Here is a 16,051-nt window from a genome sequence, read left to right as displayed (position 1 = left end):
CGAAATACCAGATAGGTCGCCTTGAATATGCTGCATTTGGATGCCTAAATCTTATGTCGCCTGTTTGACCAACCGAGGAAGGACCGCCTATGCGCCTGATGGCCCTTTTTGGATTATTGCTTCTGCCCCTGACCGCACATGCCGCCTGCGAAGGTCACGACCTGCGGCCCTTGATGTCGGAGGAGGATCAGGCCACCCTGCAACAATCCCTTGCCTCGGTCCCTTACCCCGAGGGCAATCACTGGATCGCCACCAAGGGCGATACGACCCTGCACCTGATCGGAACACTTCACACCAACGATGCACGGATGGGGCCGGTCGTCGAACGGCTGACACCCATCGTAGCCCAGGCAGACGCGATCTATTTCGAAGTCACCGAGGCCAAAATGGAAGCGTTTGAGCAAGGCCTGGCCAATGACCTGAGCCCCGTGATGATCACCGAGGGCCCCACCCTGATCGACCTGATGAGTGCCGAGGACTGGTCGGCCCTTTCGACTTCTTTGGCCGAGCGCGGCATTCCCAGCTGGATGGCGGCCAAAATGCGGCCCTGGTTTCTCAGCATGATGCTGGGCATCCCGCCCTGCCTGATGCAGAACCCGGATGCGAACCATGGCATGGATGCCCGCCTGACAGACGTGGCCGAGGCGCACGGGATTCCCCAACACTCGCTGGAGCGGATCGAAGACCTGATGGCGATGTTCGACACGCTTTCACTGGAACAACAGGTCGACTCGCTGGTCCGCCTGTCCGGAGCGATGCAGGCCGATGCAAACCACCTTGCTACCATGGCCAATGCGTATCTCGAGGAAAAACATGCGCAGATCCTGCAATTGGCCCGGATTCAGGGGTTCGAGGCCTCGGGCCTGTCGCAAGAGGATTACGACGCCGAATGGGCGCAGTTCGAACAGCAATTGTTGGTGGATCGCAATAACAGTTGGATGGGCCACATCCTGCGCATTCAGGATCAGACGGCAGTCATCGCGGTAGGCGCCGGACATCTCAGCCAGACGTACGGCTTGCTCTCGCTTCTGGAAAAGGAAGGCTACACGCTGACGCGCGCGCCGTTCTGATTTCTCGGCATGTCAGACCAACAGTCGCAGTGGCCCGCAAGCGGGTGACAAGCCATGTCATGCGCCCTATAACGCGCGCAAATTTCCAATCCGCAGGACGCTGACATGACAACCCTAGTATTTGGTCACAAATCCCCCGACACCGATTCCACCGGCTCTCCGATCCTGTGGTCATGGTACCTGAACGAAGTCAAAGGCGAGCAGGCTGAACCCGTGCTGCTGGGCGAGCCCAATACCGAAGCCGCCTTCATGCTGCAGCGCTGGGACCTGCCTAAGCCGCGCATCATCGAAGACGTTGAAGCGGACGATCCGGTTGTTATCGTCGACACCAATAACCCGGCCGAGCTGCCCGCCAGCGTCAACAGCGCTGATATCCGCGCCATCATCGACCACCACAAGCTGGTCGGCGGTCTGGAAACCAAAGGCCCAATCAATATCACTGTGCGCCCTCTGGCCTGCACAGCGACCATCATGGTTGACCTGATGGGTGACGACGCCGCCAAGATGCCCGAGGCCATCAAAGGCGCGGCGTTGACCTGCATCCTGTCCGACACGCTCGAATTCCGCTCGCCCACCACCACCGCGCATGACCGCGAAGTGGCCGAGAAACTGGCCGCAGAACTGGGTCTGGATGTCTCGGCCTATGCGGCGGACATGTTCGCGGCAAAATCGGATGTGTCCTCGTTCTCGGATGCCGAACTGATCCGCATGGATAGCAAGGAATACGAAGTTGACGGCACCAAGTTCCGTGTCTCGGTTCTGGAAACCACTGCTCCGGGCGTTGTTCTGGACCGCAAGGGCAGCTTGGCCGCGTCGATGGTTAACGTAGCAAAAGAAGACGGCGTCGATCAGGTGCTGCTGTTCGTCGTCGACATCCTGAACGAAGAAGCCACCCTGCTGGTCCCAAATGAATTGGTCAAAACCGTTGCCGAGAAAAGCTTCGGTGCATCGGTCGACGGCGACGCTGTGGTCCTGCCCGGCATCATGAGCCGGAAAAAGCAGATCATTCCGAACCTCAAGGTCTGAGACCTTACTCTAAGGCGCCCCAAGCGGGCGCCTTTTTCTTTGTGCGAGGCTCTGCCTCGCGCTCCGGGATATTTTTAACCAGATGAAGTGCGGATCCCCTGCTTCTTCTGTTCCAAAACACCTCGGGGGAGTCGCGGCTTGCCGCGGCGGGGGCAGCGCCCCCTCTGGCAAAACCTGCCAAGCTCTGCCATAGGCTTGGCTGTCCGCAGACCATGCCAAAGGGAATCCCATGACACAGATCATCTCCGCCCTCCACGAGATCTCCGACCGTTACAAAGTACTTTTTGTCGATCTTTGGGGCTGTGTTCACAATGGGATCACTGCGTATCCAGAAGCGGTTGCCGCGCTGCAGACCTACCGCTCGAAAGGCGGTTTCGTTGTTCTGGTGACAAACTCTCCGAAGCCGCGCGCGGGCGTCGCCGCGCAGCTTTCGCAGTTCAACGTCCCCGCTGACGCCTATGACACCATCGCAACAAGCGGCGACTCTGCACGTTCAGCCATGTTCCGCGGAACAGTAGGCGAAAAGGTTTACTTCATGGGCGAATGGGAACGCGATGCGGGGTTTTTTGAGCCGCTGAAGCTGTTGGACCATCCTGTTCATATCGAGCGCGTCCCTCTGGATCAGGCCGAGGGGATCGTATGCTGCGGGCCTTTTGACACAATGGCGGATCCCGACGTAAATCGCCCGGACTTCCTCTATGCCAAGCAAAAAGGCATGAAGCTGTTATGTGCGAACCCCGACATCGTGGTCGATCGGGGCGAAGTAAGGGAATGGTGCGCGGGCGCTTTGGCGAAGCTCTATACCGAGATGGGTGGCGAGAGCCTTTATTTCGGCAAACCCCATCCGCCAATCTATGATCTGGCGCGTCGTCGCGTGCAGGAAATGGATGTTGACGTCTCGGACAGCGACATTCTGGCTATCGGCGACGGCCCGCATACCGACATCCTTGGCGGCATGGGGGAGGGAATCGATACGCTCTTTATCTCAGGCGGGTTGGCCGCAGCTGAGACGAAAACGTCGCACCACCCCCACGCAGAATCCCTAAGCAACTATATAGAAAGGGAAAAGATCAATCCCACCTATACAATCGGGCGTTTGCGCTAGTCATTTTTCACTTGATTTTCTGCAACTGCGAAGTAATAAAGTTGCCAACAGATGGCCGATGGTAGACTTTTATTACTCGGCAGAATTCAAGTGAGGGCACCATGTTGGACAATCTTCCACGCGGAACGATCTGTATTGAAGACATTGAGATGGGCATGTCCCGCCACCTGCGCAAAGTGGTGACGGATGAAGATATCGAGATGTTCGCGCAGGTCTCGACTGACCGGAACCCTGTGCATCTGGACGATGACTACGCGCGCGATACGATCTTTGAAGGCCGCATTGCGCATGGGATGCTGACGGCTGGGTTGATCTCGGCCGTGATTGGCGAGCAATTGCCCGGTCATGGGACGGTCTACATGGGTCAGTCACTGAAGTTTCTGGCCCCGGTGCGCCCCGGCGACATGGTCTATGCCGAGGTCAAGGTGATCGACATAGATTTCGCCAAACGCCGCGTGAAGCTGGATTGTCACTGCGCGGTCGACGGCAAGAAGGTTCTAGTCGGTGAAGCCATGGTCCTTGCCCCATCGCGTAAGTTCGACTGAGCAAGTAGACACGCATCCCTGTCGCAGAGGGGCTCAATCTTTGCGGCAATGACCCGCGCGTTGAAACGGTCATCGCTGAACCGAATGACGCACTGCCACTCACCATCCGAGCGGGTCGAATTGTCCGAAATTCTCGAAGGTCACGCTTGAACATACTGTTGATGAACAGTACCCAAAGCGCATGCAGATCATCCGGGACTTCCAGTATATCGAGCCAGAAGATCGCGGCGCCAGCGTGGCGATCGGGAACTTTGATGGCGTCCATGTCGGCCATCAGTCGGTTATCGAGCTGGCGCGCAATGCGGCTCCGAACGCGCCTCTGGGCGTGCTGACGTTTGAACCGCATCCGCGTGAGTATTTTGCACCCGATGCGCCTCCGTTTCGATTGATGCGCGGGAACGCTCGGGCACACCGGCTTGAGAAGCTGGGCGTACAAAAGCTTTACGAACTGCCCTTCAATGCCGCTTTGGCCGGGCTGACCCCCGAGGAATTCGCGAGCAACGTGATCTGCGACGGTTTGGGTTTGTCTCATATCGTTGTGGGGGCCGATTTCTGCTTTGGAAAAGGACGGGTTGGAACGGCGCAAGATATGGTCCGCTTTGGCGAGCAAATGGGGTTCGGCGTGACCATCGCCCCGTTGATGGAGCGGTCCGAGAACGTCGTCTCTTCGACCGCGATCCGAACCGCGCTCAGCGAAGGCCGACCTGGAGATGCGGCGACCATGCTGGGCCATTGGCACCGCATCGAAGGTGAGGTCATCGGCGGCGAGCAGCGCGGGCGCGAGCTGGGCTTTCCCACCGCAAACATGTCGATAGAGGGCCTGCACCCGCCAAAATTCGGCGTCTATGCAGTTCTGGTTGATGTTCTGGACGGCCCCAACAAGGGCTCCTACCAAGGCGCGGCGTCGATTGGCGTACGCCCTATGTTCAATGGTGAGGTCCCCAATATCGAGACCTTCCTGTTTGATTTCTCCGGCGATCTTTACGGCGCAACCCTCTCGGTCGGTTTGGTCGAGTTCCTGCGGCCCGAAATGAAGTTCGATGGTCTGGACGGGCTGGTCGCCCAGATGGATGCCGATTGCGCGAAGTCGCGCGACATTCTGGCGGCTCGATGAGCGTGGATCCGATCAACCGCGCGGGTCTGTCTCCGCGTTTTTGGGAACGCAAACCCCTGCGCAAGATGAACCAGCGCGAGTGGGAGGCGCTCTGCGATGGGTGCGGCAAATGTTGCCTGAACAAGCTGGAAGACGAAGACACAGGCGAGGTCGCGCTGACCTGTGTTGCCTGCCGTCTTTTGGACGATGAAAGCTGCCGTTGCACCCAGTATGACATCCGGCACCAGTTCGTGCCCGAATGCATCGTCATGACGCCAGAAAACATCGACTCGCACGCCTACTGGCTACCCCAAACCTGCGCCTATCGCCTGCTGTGGGAGGGTAAGCCTCTCTATGATTGGCACCCCTTGCTGTCTGGCACAGCCGATAGTGTGCATGCCGCCGGCGTCTCGGTTCAGGGGTGTACCGTGTCCGAGTTCGAGACCCCCATGGAAGAGTGGGAAGACTATATCATTGAGGAGCCGACCTGATGTATTTCGCTTCCGATAATTCCGGGCCTGTCCATCCGCAGGTACTGGCAAAACTGGCCGAGGCCAATCAGGGCTATCAGATGGCCTATGGGGCTGACACGCTGATGAATGAGGTCCGAGACCGCCTTCGCAGCATTTTCGAAGCCCCCGGCGCGGCGGTCTATCTGGTGGCGACAGGAACGGCGGCGAATTCACTGGCGCTGGCCACCCTCTCCAACCCTTGGGAGACGGTATTCTGCTCTCCGGTCGCGCATATCCACGAGGATGAATGCAATGCGCCCGAATTCTACAGTGGCGCCAAGCTGACCCTAGTGCCGGGCACTGACAAGATGACTCCCGAGGCGCTGCGCCGGACGATTTCCGTTGAAGAAACGCGTGGTGTTCATGGACCTCAACGCGGGCCTGTTTCCATCACACAGGTGACCGAGCGAGGGTCGGTTTATTCGCTGGAAGAATTACAGGCGCTCTGCGCCGTAGCGAAAGAGTATAACCTGCCGGTGCATCTGGATGGCGCGCGGTTTACGAATGCTTTGGTCGCGCTGGGGTGTTCACCGGCAGACATGACTTGGAAGGCCGGTGTGGATGCGGTCAGTTTTGGCGGCACCAAGAACGGGTTGATGGGGGTCGAGGCAGTAATCTTCTTCGACGAATCCAAAGCATGGGAATTCGAGCTGCGCCGCAAACGCGGGGCGCATTTGTTCTCGAAGCACCGGTATTTGTCTGCACAGATGGCAGCCTATCTGGACGATGATCTTTGGCTGACATCTGCCCGTCAGGCGAATGCAAACTGTGCTCGTCTTGCTGAGGGTCTTCGGGCGAAAGGAGCCGATTTCCTGCATGAGCCGCAGGCCAACATGATCTTCGCCTCCTTCCCGCGCGCCAAACACCGCCAGCTTCATGCGGCGGGCGCGGTCTATCACCTGTGGGGGGCGCAGTTGGAAGGCGCGGATGAGGCAGAACCTCTGCCCTGCCGTCTGGTCTGCGACTGGTCGATCTGCCGTGAACAGATCGACCAGTTTCTATCGCATCTGTAGGGCAGTTTGCGTTTGTATTGAATCGAAATTCGCTGCCTCTCCCTTCGGTCGAACGCGTATTTCGATCACCTTGCCAATGCAAAACGCAAAGCGCCGGGCTTAGCCTTTCAACTCGGCCAAATGTTGGTCGAGGTCGTCAAGGCTGTCCTGCCCCCAGAACCGCTGACCATCAGGTGTGATGTAGAAGGGCGCGCCGAAAGCCCCGCTCTCCACGGCCTCTTCCAGATTGGCGGCGTAGGTCTCGGCCCCCACCAACAGGCCGCTATTGGCCAGATCGGCATCGAACCCGGCTTGCGTCAGACAGTCACGGATCACGTCGTCCTGCGCGACGTCTTTCTCTTCGGCCCAACAGGCTCGCAGCAGGGATTGGCACAGTTTACCTACATCCCCCGATCCATCTTTGGCCGCCGCAATCACAGCGTAAGAGGACGGAGCCATATTGGTCGGCCAATGCGCCGGCTTCAGGTTGAAAGGTACGCCAAGCTTTTTCGCGACCCGCACCAGATTCTGCGCGCGGTATTCAATGCGGGAAATATGTCGGTCTTTTGGTGGCGTCCCGCCCGTGCGCCCGAATAGCGCCATGATGTCCAGCGGTTTGTAGTTGATCTTCGCGCCATGCTTGGCTGCGATCTCCTCCAGCCGTGTGCCCGCCAGATAGGTATAGGGTGAAATTGTCGCAAAATAGTAGTCAATCTGGGTCATCTGCACTTTCTCTGCTGCGTTGTCTTTGCGGAACGGTAAGGCCATGCTAAGCGGTGTCAACATCACGAATCTGTCACATTGCCAACGCTGCCCGGGGACTCCAGCCGATGCCGACACTCCACGAACCCAAGCTGATTGCTGGGAACGCTAACCTTCCGCTTGCCGAAACCATTTCACGCCGCATGAGCCTGTATCGTGGCGTTGATCAGGGTCTGGTCGATGCCCGCGTCGAGCGCTTCAATGACGGCGAGATTTTCGTCGAGGTGTTCGAGAACGTCCGTGGCGAGGATATGTTCATCATCCAGCCGACCTCGAACCCGGCGAATGACAACCTGATGGAACTGCTGATCATCGCCGATGCGCTGCGCCGCTCGTCCGCGCAACGCATCACCGCCGTGATCCCTTACTTTGGCTACGCCCGTCAGGACCGCCGCACCAAGGCGCGCACACCGATCTCGGCCAAGCTGGTCGCCAACATGCTGACCGGCGCAGGGATCGAGCGGGTTCTGACCATGGACCTGCACGCGGCCCAGATTCAGGGCTTTTTCGACATCCCGGTGGACAACCTTTATGCCTCACCGATCTTTGCCTTGGATGTGAAAAACCAGTTCAAAGACAATATGGACGAAATCATGGTGGTCTCGCCCGACGTCGGCGGCGTGGCCCGCGCGCGCGAACTGGCCAAGCGGATCGAAGCCCCCCTGTCGATCGTCGACAAACGCCGCGAAAAGGCCGGTGAAGTGGCTGAGATGACCGTCATCGGCGATGTCAAAGACAAGATCTGCCTGATCGTTGACGACATGTGCGACACCGCTGGCACCCTGTGCAAAGCGGCGCAGGTGCTGCTGGATAACGGCGCGAAAGAGGTCCACTCCTACATCACTCACGGCGTCATGAGCGGACCCGCGGTTGAACGTGTAACGAATTCGGTGATGAAATCCCTGGTTCTGACCGACACGATCCAGCCGACTGATGCGATCCTGAAAGCCAAAAACATCCGCATCGTGCCGACCGCGCCGATCTTTACCCAGGCCATCCTGAACATTTGGAACGGTACCAGCGTCTCGTCACTGTTCGAGGACAAGACCCTGACCCCGATCTACGAATCCATGTACCAGATGGACTGATTTGACAGGGCGGCTTGCGATAGCCGCCCCTTTTCTTTTCAGTGGCGGCGGATTAGGACGCCTCTGCCCTTTCTCCACCACCATACAGCGGGACAGCGTTCTCATGACTGACACTAAACGCGTCGTTCTTTCCAGCGACCACGCCGCCATCGACCTGCGCCAAGCCCTTGCCGCACATATCGCCCAAGCCGGGTGGGAGGTAGTCGATATCGGCCCCACAACGCCCGAAAGCACGCACTACCCTCTGCACGGCAAGGCTGCGGCTGAACGTGTCGCCTCGGGCGATTGTGCGCTGGGTATTCTGCTGTGTGGCACAGGCCAGGGGATCATGATGGCTGCGAACAAGGTTCCGGGTATCCGCTGTGGCGTCTGCTCGGACACGTTCTCGGCCCGTATGATCCGCCAGCACAACAACGCCAACATGCTGTCCATCGGCGCGCGCGTTATTGGCGAGGGTCAGGCCCTCGACATCGTGGATGCGTTTCTGGCGGCTGAGTTCGAAGGCGGCCGCCACGCGACACGCGTGGACATGATCGAAGACTGATCCAAGTACTGGCCCGCGTGACCTCGGGGCCATGGCACCGGCCTTATGAGATGTCCCAATCATCCTCATGGGCAACTTCACCAATAGCCGTCCATGAGGCGCGGATACGCGCGATCTTCGTGTCGGACCATGTTCGAAACACAGCCGTGAACCCTTCGGCCGTGATCTCTTCTGCCTGAACCTCTGCGCGCAGGGCCGAGGATGTATCCACATCCCACAAAGATACTCCGATCTGGATCACCGGGGCTGACCTGAACGGCTGACTGAATTTCACCGGGGAACGACGCTCACGCGGGCCATTGCCTGTCCACATGTCACCGCCGTTGGAAAAGTCCGAGAACAGAACCGTCTCGCCTTGATCAATACCTATGGGATGGGTCCGAAAAGTCTTCATACTTTTATGTCTTTAACTCGTAATTAACGGAACTTATTCCACAGATATCCTACAATCACGACAAAAAAACGGCCCCGCGAAAGCGAGGCCGTTCAATTCTTCTGCAGGTGAACCTGTTACAGGCTCATATGCGTTCCAAGGGCTTCCATATCGGCCAGCAGCTTGGCGGCTTCGTCGACGATGGACTGATCATCGCCTTCCTTGGCCGCATCATGCGAGGCACGCGCGTCGGCGATCAGGTCATCAAGATGCGACCGGGTCACTTCGGCAACCGGAATGGCCTTTTCGGCCAGAACCGACAGGCCATCACCGTTGATCTGAGCAAACCCACCGGTCACCAGATATTCGCTGGTGCCTTCGGGTGCGTCGACCTTCAGGATGCCCGGGCGCAGCGTGGTGATCGTGGGGGCATGATCGGGCATGGCCGTCATGTCCCCGTCCGCGCCGGGAAGCTGGACCGCGGTGGCCGCGAGCGAAGCGAGGCTCCGCTCGGGGCTGACGAGGTCGAATTGCATTGTATTTGCCATCAGGGATACTCCTTAGGCGGCTTCTGCGGCCATCTTCTCCGCTTTGGCGATCACTTCGTCGATCCCGCCAACCATCAGGAAGGCCGCTTCGGGCAGGTGATCGTATTCGCCAGCCACAACAGCTTTGAACGATGCGATGGTCACGTCCAGAGGAACCTGAACACCGGGCGAACCGGTGAAGACTTCGGCAACGTCGAATGGCTGCGACAGGAAGCGTTCGATCTTACGGGCGCGTGCAACGGTCAGTTTGTCTTCTTCCGACAGTTCGTCCATGCCGAGGATGGCGATGATGTCCTGCAGCGACTTGTAGCGCTGGAGGATCTGCTGAACGTCGGTCGCAACCGCGTAGTGCTCTTCACCAACGATGGCCGGGTCCAGCAGACGCGACGACGAGTCGAGCGGGTCAACAGCCGGGTAGATACCCTTTTCCGAGATCGCACGGTTAAGAACGGTGGTCGCATCCAAGTGCGCAAACGAGGTCGCCGGCGCGGGGTCGGTCAAGTCGTCCGCAGGCACGTAGATCGCCTGCACCGAGGTGATCGAGCCCGACTTGGTCGAGGTTATGCGTTCTTGCAGAGCACCCATGTCGGTCGCCAGTGTCGGCTGGTAGCCCACCGCCGAAGGAATACGACCCAGCAGAGCCGAAACCTCGGAGCCCGCTTGCGTGAAGCGGAAGATGTTGTCGACGAAGAACAGAACGTCGGTACCGGACTGGTCGCGGAACTGCTCGGCCAGGGTCAGACCGGTCAGAGCAACACGTGCACGCGCACCCGGAGGTTCGTTCATCTGACCGTAAACCAGCGCAACCTGCGATTCCGACAGGTTGTCGGGCTTGATCACGTTCGATTCGATCATCTCGTGGTACAGGTCGTTCCCTTCACGGGTCCGTTCACCAACACCCGCGAACACGGAAAAGCCCGAGTGCACTTTTGCGATGTTGTTGATCAGTTCCATGATCAGAACGGTTTTACCAACGCCGGCGCCGCCGAACAGACCAATTTTACCGCCTTTGGCGTAGGGGGCCAGCAGGTCAACAACCTTGATGCCGGTGACCAGGATTTCCGACTCGGTCGACTGTTCGTCGAACTCGGGTGCAGGCTGGTGGATCGCGCGGGCTTCGGTCGCTTCAACCGGGCCTTTTTCGTCGATCGGCTCGCCAACAACGTTCAGGATGCGGCCCAGAGTTGCGTTACCAACCGGAACCGAGATCGGTGCGCCAGTGTCGGTTACAACTTCGCCGCGGACCAGACCTTCGGTTGCGTCCATCGCGATGGTACGGACGGTGTTTTCACCCAAGTGCTGAGCAACTTCCAACACCAGGCGCTTGCCGTTGTTGGTGGTTTCCAGCGCGTTCAGAATTTCAGGCAACTGATCTTCGAACTGCACGTCGACGACGGCCCCGATGATCTGTGTGACTTTGCCTTTTGCATTCGCCATGTTTCGTCTCCGGTTTTCTTACAGCGCTTCGGCGCCGGAAATAATTTCAATCAGCTCGTTGGTGATCACGGCCTGACGCGAGCGGTTGAACTGGATCGTCAGCTTGTCGATCATCTCACCCGCGTTGCGTGTCGCGTTGTCCATCGCGGACATCCGTGCGCCCTGTTCAGACGCTCCGTTTTCGAGCAGAGCCGAGAAGATCGCGGTCGCAACCCCCTTGGGCAGCAGGTCAGCCAAAATGGCCTCTTCGCTGGGCTCGTAGTCGAAGATTGCACCGCTGTCGTCACCTGCCGCTTCGTCTTCGAACGAGGCGGGGATAACCTGCTGTGCCGTCGGGATCTGGGTCACAACGTTGACGAACTTCGAGTAGAAGATCGTGGCAACATCGAACTCACCCGCATCGAAGCGAGACAGGACGTCCTTCGCGATGTCTTGCGCATTGGTGTAGCCAATACGTTTAACTTCGCTCAGGTCGACATGACCTACGAACAAATCGCCAAGATCGCGCTTGAGCGCGTCGCGGCCTTTTTTGCCAACGGTCAGAACTTTGACCGTTTTGCCTTTGCCGCGCAGCTCTTCCGCTTTGGCGCGGGCAAGCTTGGCGATGTTCGCGTTGAAGCCGCCACACAGGCCGCGTTCAGCTGTCATCACAACCAGCAGATGGACATCATCACTGCCCGTACCACGGAGCAGTTTGGGGGCGCTGTCGCTGCCCCCGACCGAAGCCGCCAGCCCCGCCATCACGGCATTGAACCGCTCGGCATAGGGGCGCGAGGCTTCAGCAGATTCCTGGGCGCGGCGCAGTTTTGCAGCCGCGACCATCTGCATGGCCTTGGTGATCTTGCGGGTCGATTTGACCGACTCGATCCTGTTTTTAAGGTCCTTCAGACTAGGCATCGGAACCTCCTCTTATGCGAAGGTCGCGGCAAATTCGTCGATCGCTGCCTTGATCTTGTCGGACGCTTCACCTTTGATCTTCGGATCTTCGTCGGTGAGCCACGTCAACAGGTCAGCATGCTTACCGCGCAGATGCGCCAGCAGACCGGCCTCATAGCGGCCAACATCCGATACGTCGATTTTGTCGAGGTAACCGTTGGTCCCTGCGAAGATGACGCAGACGATTTCCGCGTTGGTCAGCGGCGAGTACTGCGGCTGTTTCATCAGCTCGGTCAGACGGGCACCACGGTTCAGCAGCTGCTGAGTTGCGGCGTCGAGGTCCGAACCAAACTGCGCAAACGCAGCCATTTCGCGGTACTGAGCCAGTTCCAGTTTCACCGGACCAGCAACCGATTTCATCGCGTTGGTCTGAGCCGAGGAGCCCACACGCGAAACCGACAGGCCGGTGTTCACAGCAGGACGGATACCTTGGTAGAACAGTTCGGTTTCCAGGAAGATCTGACCGTCGGTGATCGAAATCACGTTGGTCGGAATAAACGCCGAAACGTCACCACCCTGAGTTTCGATAACCGGCAGAGCGGTCAGCGAGCCTGCTCCGAAATCTTCGTTCAGCTTCGCCGAACGTTCCAGCAGACGGGAGTGGAGGTAGAAAACGTCACCCGGATACGCTTCACGGCCCGGCGGGCGGCGCAGCAGCAGGGACATCTGACGATAGGACACAGCCTGTTTCGACAGGTCATCATAGATGATCAGCGCGTGGCGGCCGTTGTCGCGGAAGTACTCGGCCATCGCGGTCGCGGCGTAGGGCGCCAGGAACTGCATCGGCGCCGGATCGGACGCGGTCGCGGCAACAACGATCGAGTATTCAATCGCGCCGGACTCTTCCAGTTTCTTCACCAGTTGGGCAACAGTCGAACGCTTCTGACCAACCGCAACGTAGACGCAGTACAGTTTCTTCGACTCGTCGTCGCCTGCTGCGTCGTTGTAAACTTTTTGGTTCAGGATGGTATCCAGAGCAACGGCGGTTTTACCGGTCTGACGGTCACCAATGATCAGCTCACGCTGGCCACGGCCGATCGGGATCATCGCGTCGACCGATTTCAGGCCGGTTGCCATCGGCTCGTGCACCGATTTACGCGGGATGATGCCCGGGGCTTTGACGTCTGCAACGCCACGCTTGGTTGCGTTGATCGGGCCTTTGCCGTCCAGCGGGTTGCCCAGACCGTCTACAACGCGGCCCAGCAGCTCGTCACCGATCGGAACGTCCACGATCGAGTTGGTGCGCTTGACGGTGTCACCTTCTTTGATGTCACGGTCAGAACCGAAGATAACGACACCGACGTTGTCGCTTTCCAGGTTCAGGGCCATGCCCATGATGCCACCGGGGAATTCGACCATCTCACCGGCTTGCACGTTGTCCAGGCCGTATACACGGGCAATCCCGTCACCGACGCTCAGCACGCGGCCGATTTCGGCCACTTCGGCTTCCTGACCAAAATTCTTGATCTGGTCCTTCAGGATTGCAGAAATCTCTGCAGCTTGGATTCCCATTTATCCGACCTCTTTCATTGCATTCTGTAGGGAGTTCAGCTTCGAACGGATCGAGCTATCGATCATTTTCGAGCCCACTTTAACGACAAGACCGCCGATGAGGCTTTCATCCACGGTCGCATTGATTGTCACGGTCTTGCCCACACGCTCGGACAGCGTTTTGGACAGTTTTTCCATTTGCGTCTTGGTCAGTGCCTTGGCCGAGGCGACATCGGCGGTTACTTCGCCGCGCTCTTCGGCAAGCATGTCGCGCAGGACCTGCACCAGCTGCGGCACCACAAACAGGCGACGCTTCTGCGCCATTAGACCCAGCGTATTGCGCAGGATGGCGTTCAGGCCCATCTTGTCAGCAACAGCGGCAATGGCGTTTTCCTGTTCGGCGCGGGAAACCAGCGGAGATGCGATCAGGTCGCGCAGATCGGCGCTTTCGCCCAGTGCAGCCGCAAGATCATTGATGCCGGATTCCAGACCTGCAAGGTCTTTGTTCTCTTTTGCGATCTCGAAAATCGCGGTGGCATAGCGCTCGGCGATGCCTGTGGAAATCGAAGCTGGTTCGGACACGTCCACCCTTCCGATACTTAGGCCCCGAAAACCGCGCGCGCAGCCAACCCGGGGGCGTGAAGATACCCCGTCCTTGAAGGGCGGGGATCAAAATCACCGGGGATGTATCAGAGGTGCTTCCACCAAGCAATACGCGATAGCGGTAACTGAATTATCCACAAATCGTTAGTTTTCATAAGCTTAACCCAAGTGCGACCGTTTGGACCCCTTGGCGCAGTTGAAAAATGTTACTGATTTGCAGGTTTTTGCGATTCCTGTGACCTTTTTCCCGCATTTTTTCCCGATGACTGTGCGGAATCGTCACGCCGGCTTCAGCAAACCGTCCAGCGCTTTGATCGGACGTTTCACCTTGTCTTTGGTGACCGTACCGCTTGGCGGGCGGATCAGCTTGCTGACCTCAACCATCAGCACGCCTCCGGCCATTACGGTGGGAATGCGCTGGCCGGTTTTTTCGATCAGGCTACCCGATTTTAGCCAAAACCGCCGGAACGAGGGCGGAAGATACAGCGCCGAACAGTGGTTTTCAGGCACGAAATGATGGCTGCGCAGGAGGTTCTCGAGTTGCGTGGCCGAATATGGGTGACCAAATCCGAACGGTGTCCGGTCGGACCGCGACCACAGCCCCGCCCGGTTCGGCACTACAAAAAGCGCTCTGCCCCCCGGCCCCAACACGCGCCAGCATTCCTCAAGCACCTTGCTGGGCTGTTCCGAGGTCTCAAGCCCGTGCATCACCACCAGCTTGTCCACGTGGCCCGTCTCAATCGGCCAAAGCGTCTCTTCGGTCAGGACCGAGACATTGGGCATCCCGGCAGGCCAGGGCATCACCCCCTGAGGACCCGGCATCAATCCGATAACCCGCCGCGCGTCGGCGAGGTAGGGCCGCAGAAGAGGGACCGCAAAGCCAAATCCGGCCACCGTCTGGCCCTTCGCCTCGGGCCAGAGGTCGATCAGCCGACCACGAATCGCAGCCTGCGCCGCACGGCCCAGCGTGCTGCGATAGTAGAAATTCCTCAGATCCTGCACATCAAGATGCATTGCGGACACCCGGTCAATCGGCTTAGCTGAGGCGCAGTCTAGCAACGAAAGGGCAAAAGGCCATGCCTCTTGAGATCGTAACCATCCCATGTCTCAGCGATAATTACGCGTTTCTTGCGCATGATGCCCAGAGCGGCGCGACCGCGCTGATCGACGCACCCGAAGCCGGGCCCATCCTGACCGAGTTGGAGGCGCGCGGCTGGGCCCTCAGCCATGTCTTGCTGACCCATCACCACTGGGATCACGTCGATGGGCTGCCCGGAATTCTTGAAAAACACCCGGCCAAGGTGATCGGAGCAGCAGCTGATGCACACCGCCTGCCCCCGCTCGACCAACAAGTCAGCGACGGTGAGAACTTTGAGATCGCAGGTGAGCCAGTTCAGGTAATGGATGTCTCGGGGCACACTTTGGGTCACGTCGCCTATTACATGCCGCAAAGTGCCGCTGTCTTCACTGCGGATAGCCTGATGGCGCTGGGATGCGGGCGCTTATTCGAAGGCACGCCAGAGCAGATGTGGCGATCACTCAGCAAGCTTGCGGCGCTGCCGGATGACACGCTGGTCTGTTCGGGCCACGAGTACACCCAGTCTAACGCCAAATTCGCCGTCACTGTCGACCCAACCAACACGGCGCTACAACAGCGCGTCGTCGAAATCGACCGCGCGCGCGCCTCGAGGCAGCCCACGGTGCCCTCGAAACTGGGTCTGGAAAAAGCAACCAACCCGTTCCTTCGAGCCGAAGATCCGGCGATTCTAGCCCATTTGGGCATGGAAGGCGCGGACCCAGTTGCTGTTTTTGCCGAGATCAGGGGTAGAAAAGACAATTTCTGATGCCTATTTGACCATCCTCACGGCCACTCTCACAACAAATGTGACTGTCAAGTGAAAGAAAACCCTTGAAGCCGGGCGTCGA

18 protein-coding genes are annotated in these 16,051 nt (G+C 58.6%); 10 read left to right on the top strand and 8 right to left on the bottom strand.

Annotated elements, in window-relative coordinates:
* Window positions 1–89: 89 nt before the first annotated feature.
* The 7 genes from ACR3FB_RS03800 (at window position 90) to ACR3FB_RS03770 (ending at window position 6,364) form a co-directional block, all read left to right on the top strand.
* Window positions 90–1,070 (top strand): TraB/GumN family protein, encoded by a 981-nt coding sequence (locus tag ACR3FB_RS03800; protein ID WP_425085130.1) that lies wholly within the window; start codon window positions 90–92, stop codon window positions 1,068–1,070.
* 105 nt (window positions 1,071–1,175) lie between these two features.
* Window positions 1,176–2,096, top strand: a complete 921-nt coding sequence (locus ACR3FB_RS03795; protein ID WP_425085129.1) for a manganese-dependent inorganic pyrophosphatase — start codon at window positions 1,176–1,178, stop codon at window positions 2,094–2,096.
* Between the two features lie 229 nt (window positions 2,097–2,325).
* Complete coding sequence (locus tag ACR3FB_RS03790; protein ID WP_480564260.1) at window positions 2,326–3,201, top strand: TIGR01459 family HAD-type hydrolase; 876 nt, start codon at window positions 2,326–2,328, stop codon at window positions 3,199–3,201.
* A gap of 101 nt (window positions 3,202–3,302) precedes the next feature.
* A complete protein-coding gene (locus tag ACR3FB_RS03785; RefSeq protein WP_074736482.1) occupies window positions 3,303–3,746 on the top strand; it encodes a MaoC family dehydratase in 444 nt (147 codons plus the stop codon).
* Window positions 3,747–3,927: 181 nt separating this feature from the next.
* A complete protein-coding gene (locus ACR3FB_RS03780; protein ID WP_480564257.1) occupies window positions 3,928–4,860 on the top strand; it encodes a bifunctional riboflavin kinase/FAD synthetase in 933 nt (310 codons plus the stop codon).
* The gene (locus ACR3FB_RS03775) at window positions 4,857–5,330 is read left to right on the top strand and encodes a YcgN family cysteine cluster protein (RefSeq protein WP_170468328.1); all 474 of its coding nucleotides are present in this window, start codon (window positions 4,857–4,859) and stop codon (window positions 5,328–5,330) included. The genes ACR3FB_RS03780 and ACR3FB_RS03775 overlap by 4 nt, the downstream gene beginning before the upstream one ends.
* Window positions 5,330–6,364 (top strand): threonine aldolase family protein, encoded by a 1,035-nt coding sequence (locus ACR3FB_RS03770; RefSeq protein ID WP_480564254.1) that lies wholly within the window; start codon window positions 5,330–5,332, stop codon window positions 6,362–6,364. Before ACR3FB_RS03775 ends, ACR3FB_RS03770 begins: the two co-directional genes overlap by 1 nt.
* Window positions 6,365–6,463: 99 nt before the next feature.
* Here ACR3FB_RS03770 and ACR3FB_RS03765 read toward each other — a convergent pair whose 3' ends face one another.
* Complete coding sequence (locus ACR3FB_RS03765) at window positions 6,464–7,066, bottom strand: DsbA family protein (protein WP_480564251.1); 603 nt, start codon at window positions 7,064–7,066, stop codon at window positions 6,464–6,466.
* A gap of 107 nt (window positions 7,067–7,173) precedes the next feature.
* On the opposite strand from ACR3FB_RS03765, the gene ACR3FB_RS03760 reads away from it, so the two are divergent.
* Together ACR3FB_RS03760 and rpiB are read left to right on the top strand one after the other, a co-directional pair.
* Window positions 7,174–8,193 (top strand): ribose-phosphate pyrophosphokinase, encoded by a 1,020-nt coding sequence (locus ACR3FB_RS03760; protein WP_170637503.1) that lies wholly within the window; start codon window positions 7,174–7,176, stop codon window positions 8,191–8,193.
* A gap of 103 nt (window positions 8,194–8,296) precedes the next feature.
* Window positions 8,297–8,737 carry a ribose 5-phosphate isomerase B gene (gene rpiB / locus ACR3FB_RS03755; RefSeq protein ID WP_480564248.1) on the top strand — a complete coding sequence of 147 codons (441 nt, stop codon included), beginning with the start codon at window positions 8,297–8,299 and terminating at the stop codon, window positions 8,735–8,737.
* 43 nt (window positions 8,738–8,780) lie between these two features.
* On the opposite strand, the gene ACR3FB_RS03750 is transcribed toward rpiB, so the two are convergent.
* The 7 genes from ACR3FB_RS03750 to ACR3FB_RS03720 all read right to left on the bottom strand — a co-directional run bounded on the left by ACR3FB_RS03750 (window position 8,781) and on the right by ACR3FB_RS03720 (window position 15,139).
* Entirely contained in the window at window positions 8,781–9,131 is a 351-nt protein-coding gene (locus ACR3FB_RS03750; RefSeq protein ID WP_170460472.1) for an H-type lectin domain-containing protein, read from the bottom strand.
* Between the two features lie 116 nt (window positions 9,132–9,247).
* Entirely contained in the window at window positions 9,248–9,658 is a 411-nt protein-coding gene (locus ACR3FB_RS03745; protein WP_170374624.1) for a F0F1 ATP synthase subunit epsilon, read from the bottom strand.
* Between the two features lie 12 nt (window positions 9,659–9,670).
* Window positions 9,671–11,095: a F0F1 ATP synthase subunit beta gene (gene atpD / locus ACR3FB_RS03740; protein WP_170460468.1), complete on the bottom strand. Its 1,425-nt coding sequence runs from the start codon at window positions 11,093–11,095 to the stop codon at window positions 9,671–9,673.
* An 18-nt stretch (window positions 11,096–11,113) separates the two neighbouring features.
* Window positions 11,114–11,992, bottom strand: a complete 879-nt coding sequence (locus ACR3FB_RS03735; RefSeq protein ID WP_170374620.1) for a F0F1 ATP synthase subunit gamma — start codon at window positions 11,990–11,992, stop codon at window positions 11,114–11,116.
* A 12-nt stretch (window positions 11,993–12,004) separates the two neighbouring features.
* The gene (atpA, locus tag ACR3FB_RS03730; protein ID WP_170374618.1) at window positions 12,005–13,543 is read right to left on the bottom strand and encodes a F0F1 ATP synthase subunit alpha; all 1,539 of its coding nucleotides are present in this window, start codon (window positions 13,541–13,543) and stop codon (window positions 12,005–12,007) included.
* Complete coding sequence (locus ACR3FB_RS03725) at window positions 13,544–14,104, bottom strand: F0F1 ATP synthase subunit delta (RefSeq protein ID WP_170374616.1); 561 nt, start codon at window positions 14,102–14,104, stop codon at window positions 13,544–13,546.
* A gap of 300 nt (window positions 14,105–14,404) precedes the next feature.
* Window positions 14,405–15,139, bottom strand: a complete 735-nt coding sequence (locus ACR3FB_RS03720; protein WP_170722335.1) for a class I SAM-dependent methyltransferase — start codon at window positions 15,137–15,139, stop codon at window positions 14,405–14,407.
* A gap of 62 nt (window positions 15,140–15,201) precedes the next feature.
* Between ACR3FB_RS03720 and gloB the strand changes: the two genes are divergently transcribed.
* Window positions 15,202–15,969 carry a hydroxyacylglutathione hydrolase gene (gloB, locus tag ACR3FB_RS03715; RefSeq protein WP_480564245.1) on the top strand — a complete coding sequence of 256 codons (768 nt, stop codon included), beginning with the start codon at window positions 15,202–15,204 and terminating at the stop codon, window positions 15,967–15,969.
* Window positions 15,970–16,051 lie beyond the last annotated feature (82 nt).

Source organism: Ruegeria sp. AO1, assembly GCF_056535985.1.
Note: the sequence above shows the minus strand (reverse complement) of the source record. Positions and strands in the feature narration are given on the sequence as shown.

Excerpts from the sequence above, each read along its gene's own strand:
- ACR3FB_RS03800 (WP_425085130.1), top strand. The coding sequence starts at position 90 with ATGCGCCTGATGGCCCTTTTTGGATTATTGCTTCTGCCCCTGACCGCA.
- ACR3FB_RS03795 (WP_425085129.1), top strand. The coding sequence starts at position 1,176 with ATGACAACCCTAGTATTTGGTCACAAATCCCCCGACACCGATTCCACC.
- ACR3FB_RS03790 (WP_480564260.1), top strand. The coding sequence starts at position 2,326 with ATGACACAGATCATCTCCGCCCTCCACGAGATCTCCGACCGTTACAAA.
- ACR3FB_RS03785 (WP_074736482.1), top strand. The coding sequence starts at position 3,303 with ATGTTGGACAATCTTCCACGCGGAACGATCTGTATTGAAGACATTGAG.
- ACR3FB_RS03780 (WP_480564257.1), top strand. The coding sequence starts at position 3,928 with ATGCAGATCATCCGGGACTTCCAGTATATCGAGCCAGAAGATCGCGGC.
- ACR3FB_RS03775 (WP_170468328.1), top strand. The coding sequence starts at position 4,857 with ATGAGCGTGGATCCGATCAACCGCGCGGGTCTGTCTCCGCGTTTTTGG.
- ACR3FB_RS03770 (WP_480564254.1), top strand. The coding sequence starts at position 5,330 with ATGTATTTCGCTTCCGATAATTCCGGGCCTGTCCATCCGCAGGTACTG.
- ACR3FB_RS03765 (WP_480564251.1), bottom strand. The coding sequence starts at position 7,066 with ATGACCCAGATTGACTACTATTTTGCGACAATTTCACCCTATACCTAT.
- ACR3FB_RS03760 (WP_170637503.1), top strand. The coding sequence starts at position 7,174 with ATGCCGACACTCCACGAACCCAAGCTGATTGCTGGGAACGCTAACCTT.
- rpiB (WP_480564248.1), top strand. The coding sequence starts at position 8,297 with ATGACTGACACTAAACGCGTCGTTCTTTCCAGCGACCACGCCGCCATC.
- ACR3FB_RS03750 (WP_170460472.1), bottom strand. The coding sequence starts at position 9,131 with ATGAAGACTTTTCGGACCCATCCCATAGGTATTGATCAAGGCGAGACG.
- ACR3FB_RS03745 (WP_170374624.1), bottom strand. The coding sequence starts at position 9,658 with ATGGCAAATACAATGCAATTCGACCTCGTCAGCCCCGAGCGGAGCCTC.
- atpD (WP_170460468.1), bottom strand. The coding sequence starts at position 11,095 with ATGGCGAATGCAAAAGGCAAAGTCACACAGATCATCGGGGCCGTCGTC.
- ACR3FB_RS03735 (WP_170374620.1), bottom strand. The coding sequence starts at position 11,992 with ATGCCTAGTCTGAAGGACCTTAAAAACAGGATCGAGTCGGTCAAATCG.
- atpA (WP_170374618.1), bottom strand. The coding sequence starts at position 13,543 with ATGGGAATCCAAGCTGCAGAGATTTCTGCAATCCTGAAGGACCAGATC.
- ACR3FB_RS03720 (WP_170722335.1), bottom strand. The coding sequence starts at position 15,139 with ATGCATCTTGATGTGCAGGATCTGAGGAATTTCTACTATCGCAGCACG.
- gloB (WP_480564245.1), top strand. The coding sequence starts at position 15,202 with ATGCCTCTTGAGATCGTAACCATCCCATGTCTCAGCGATAATTACGCG.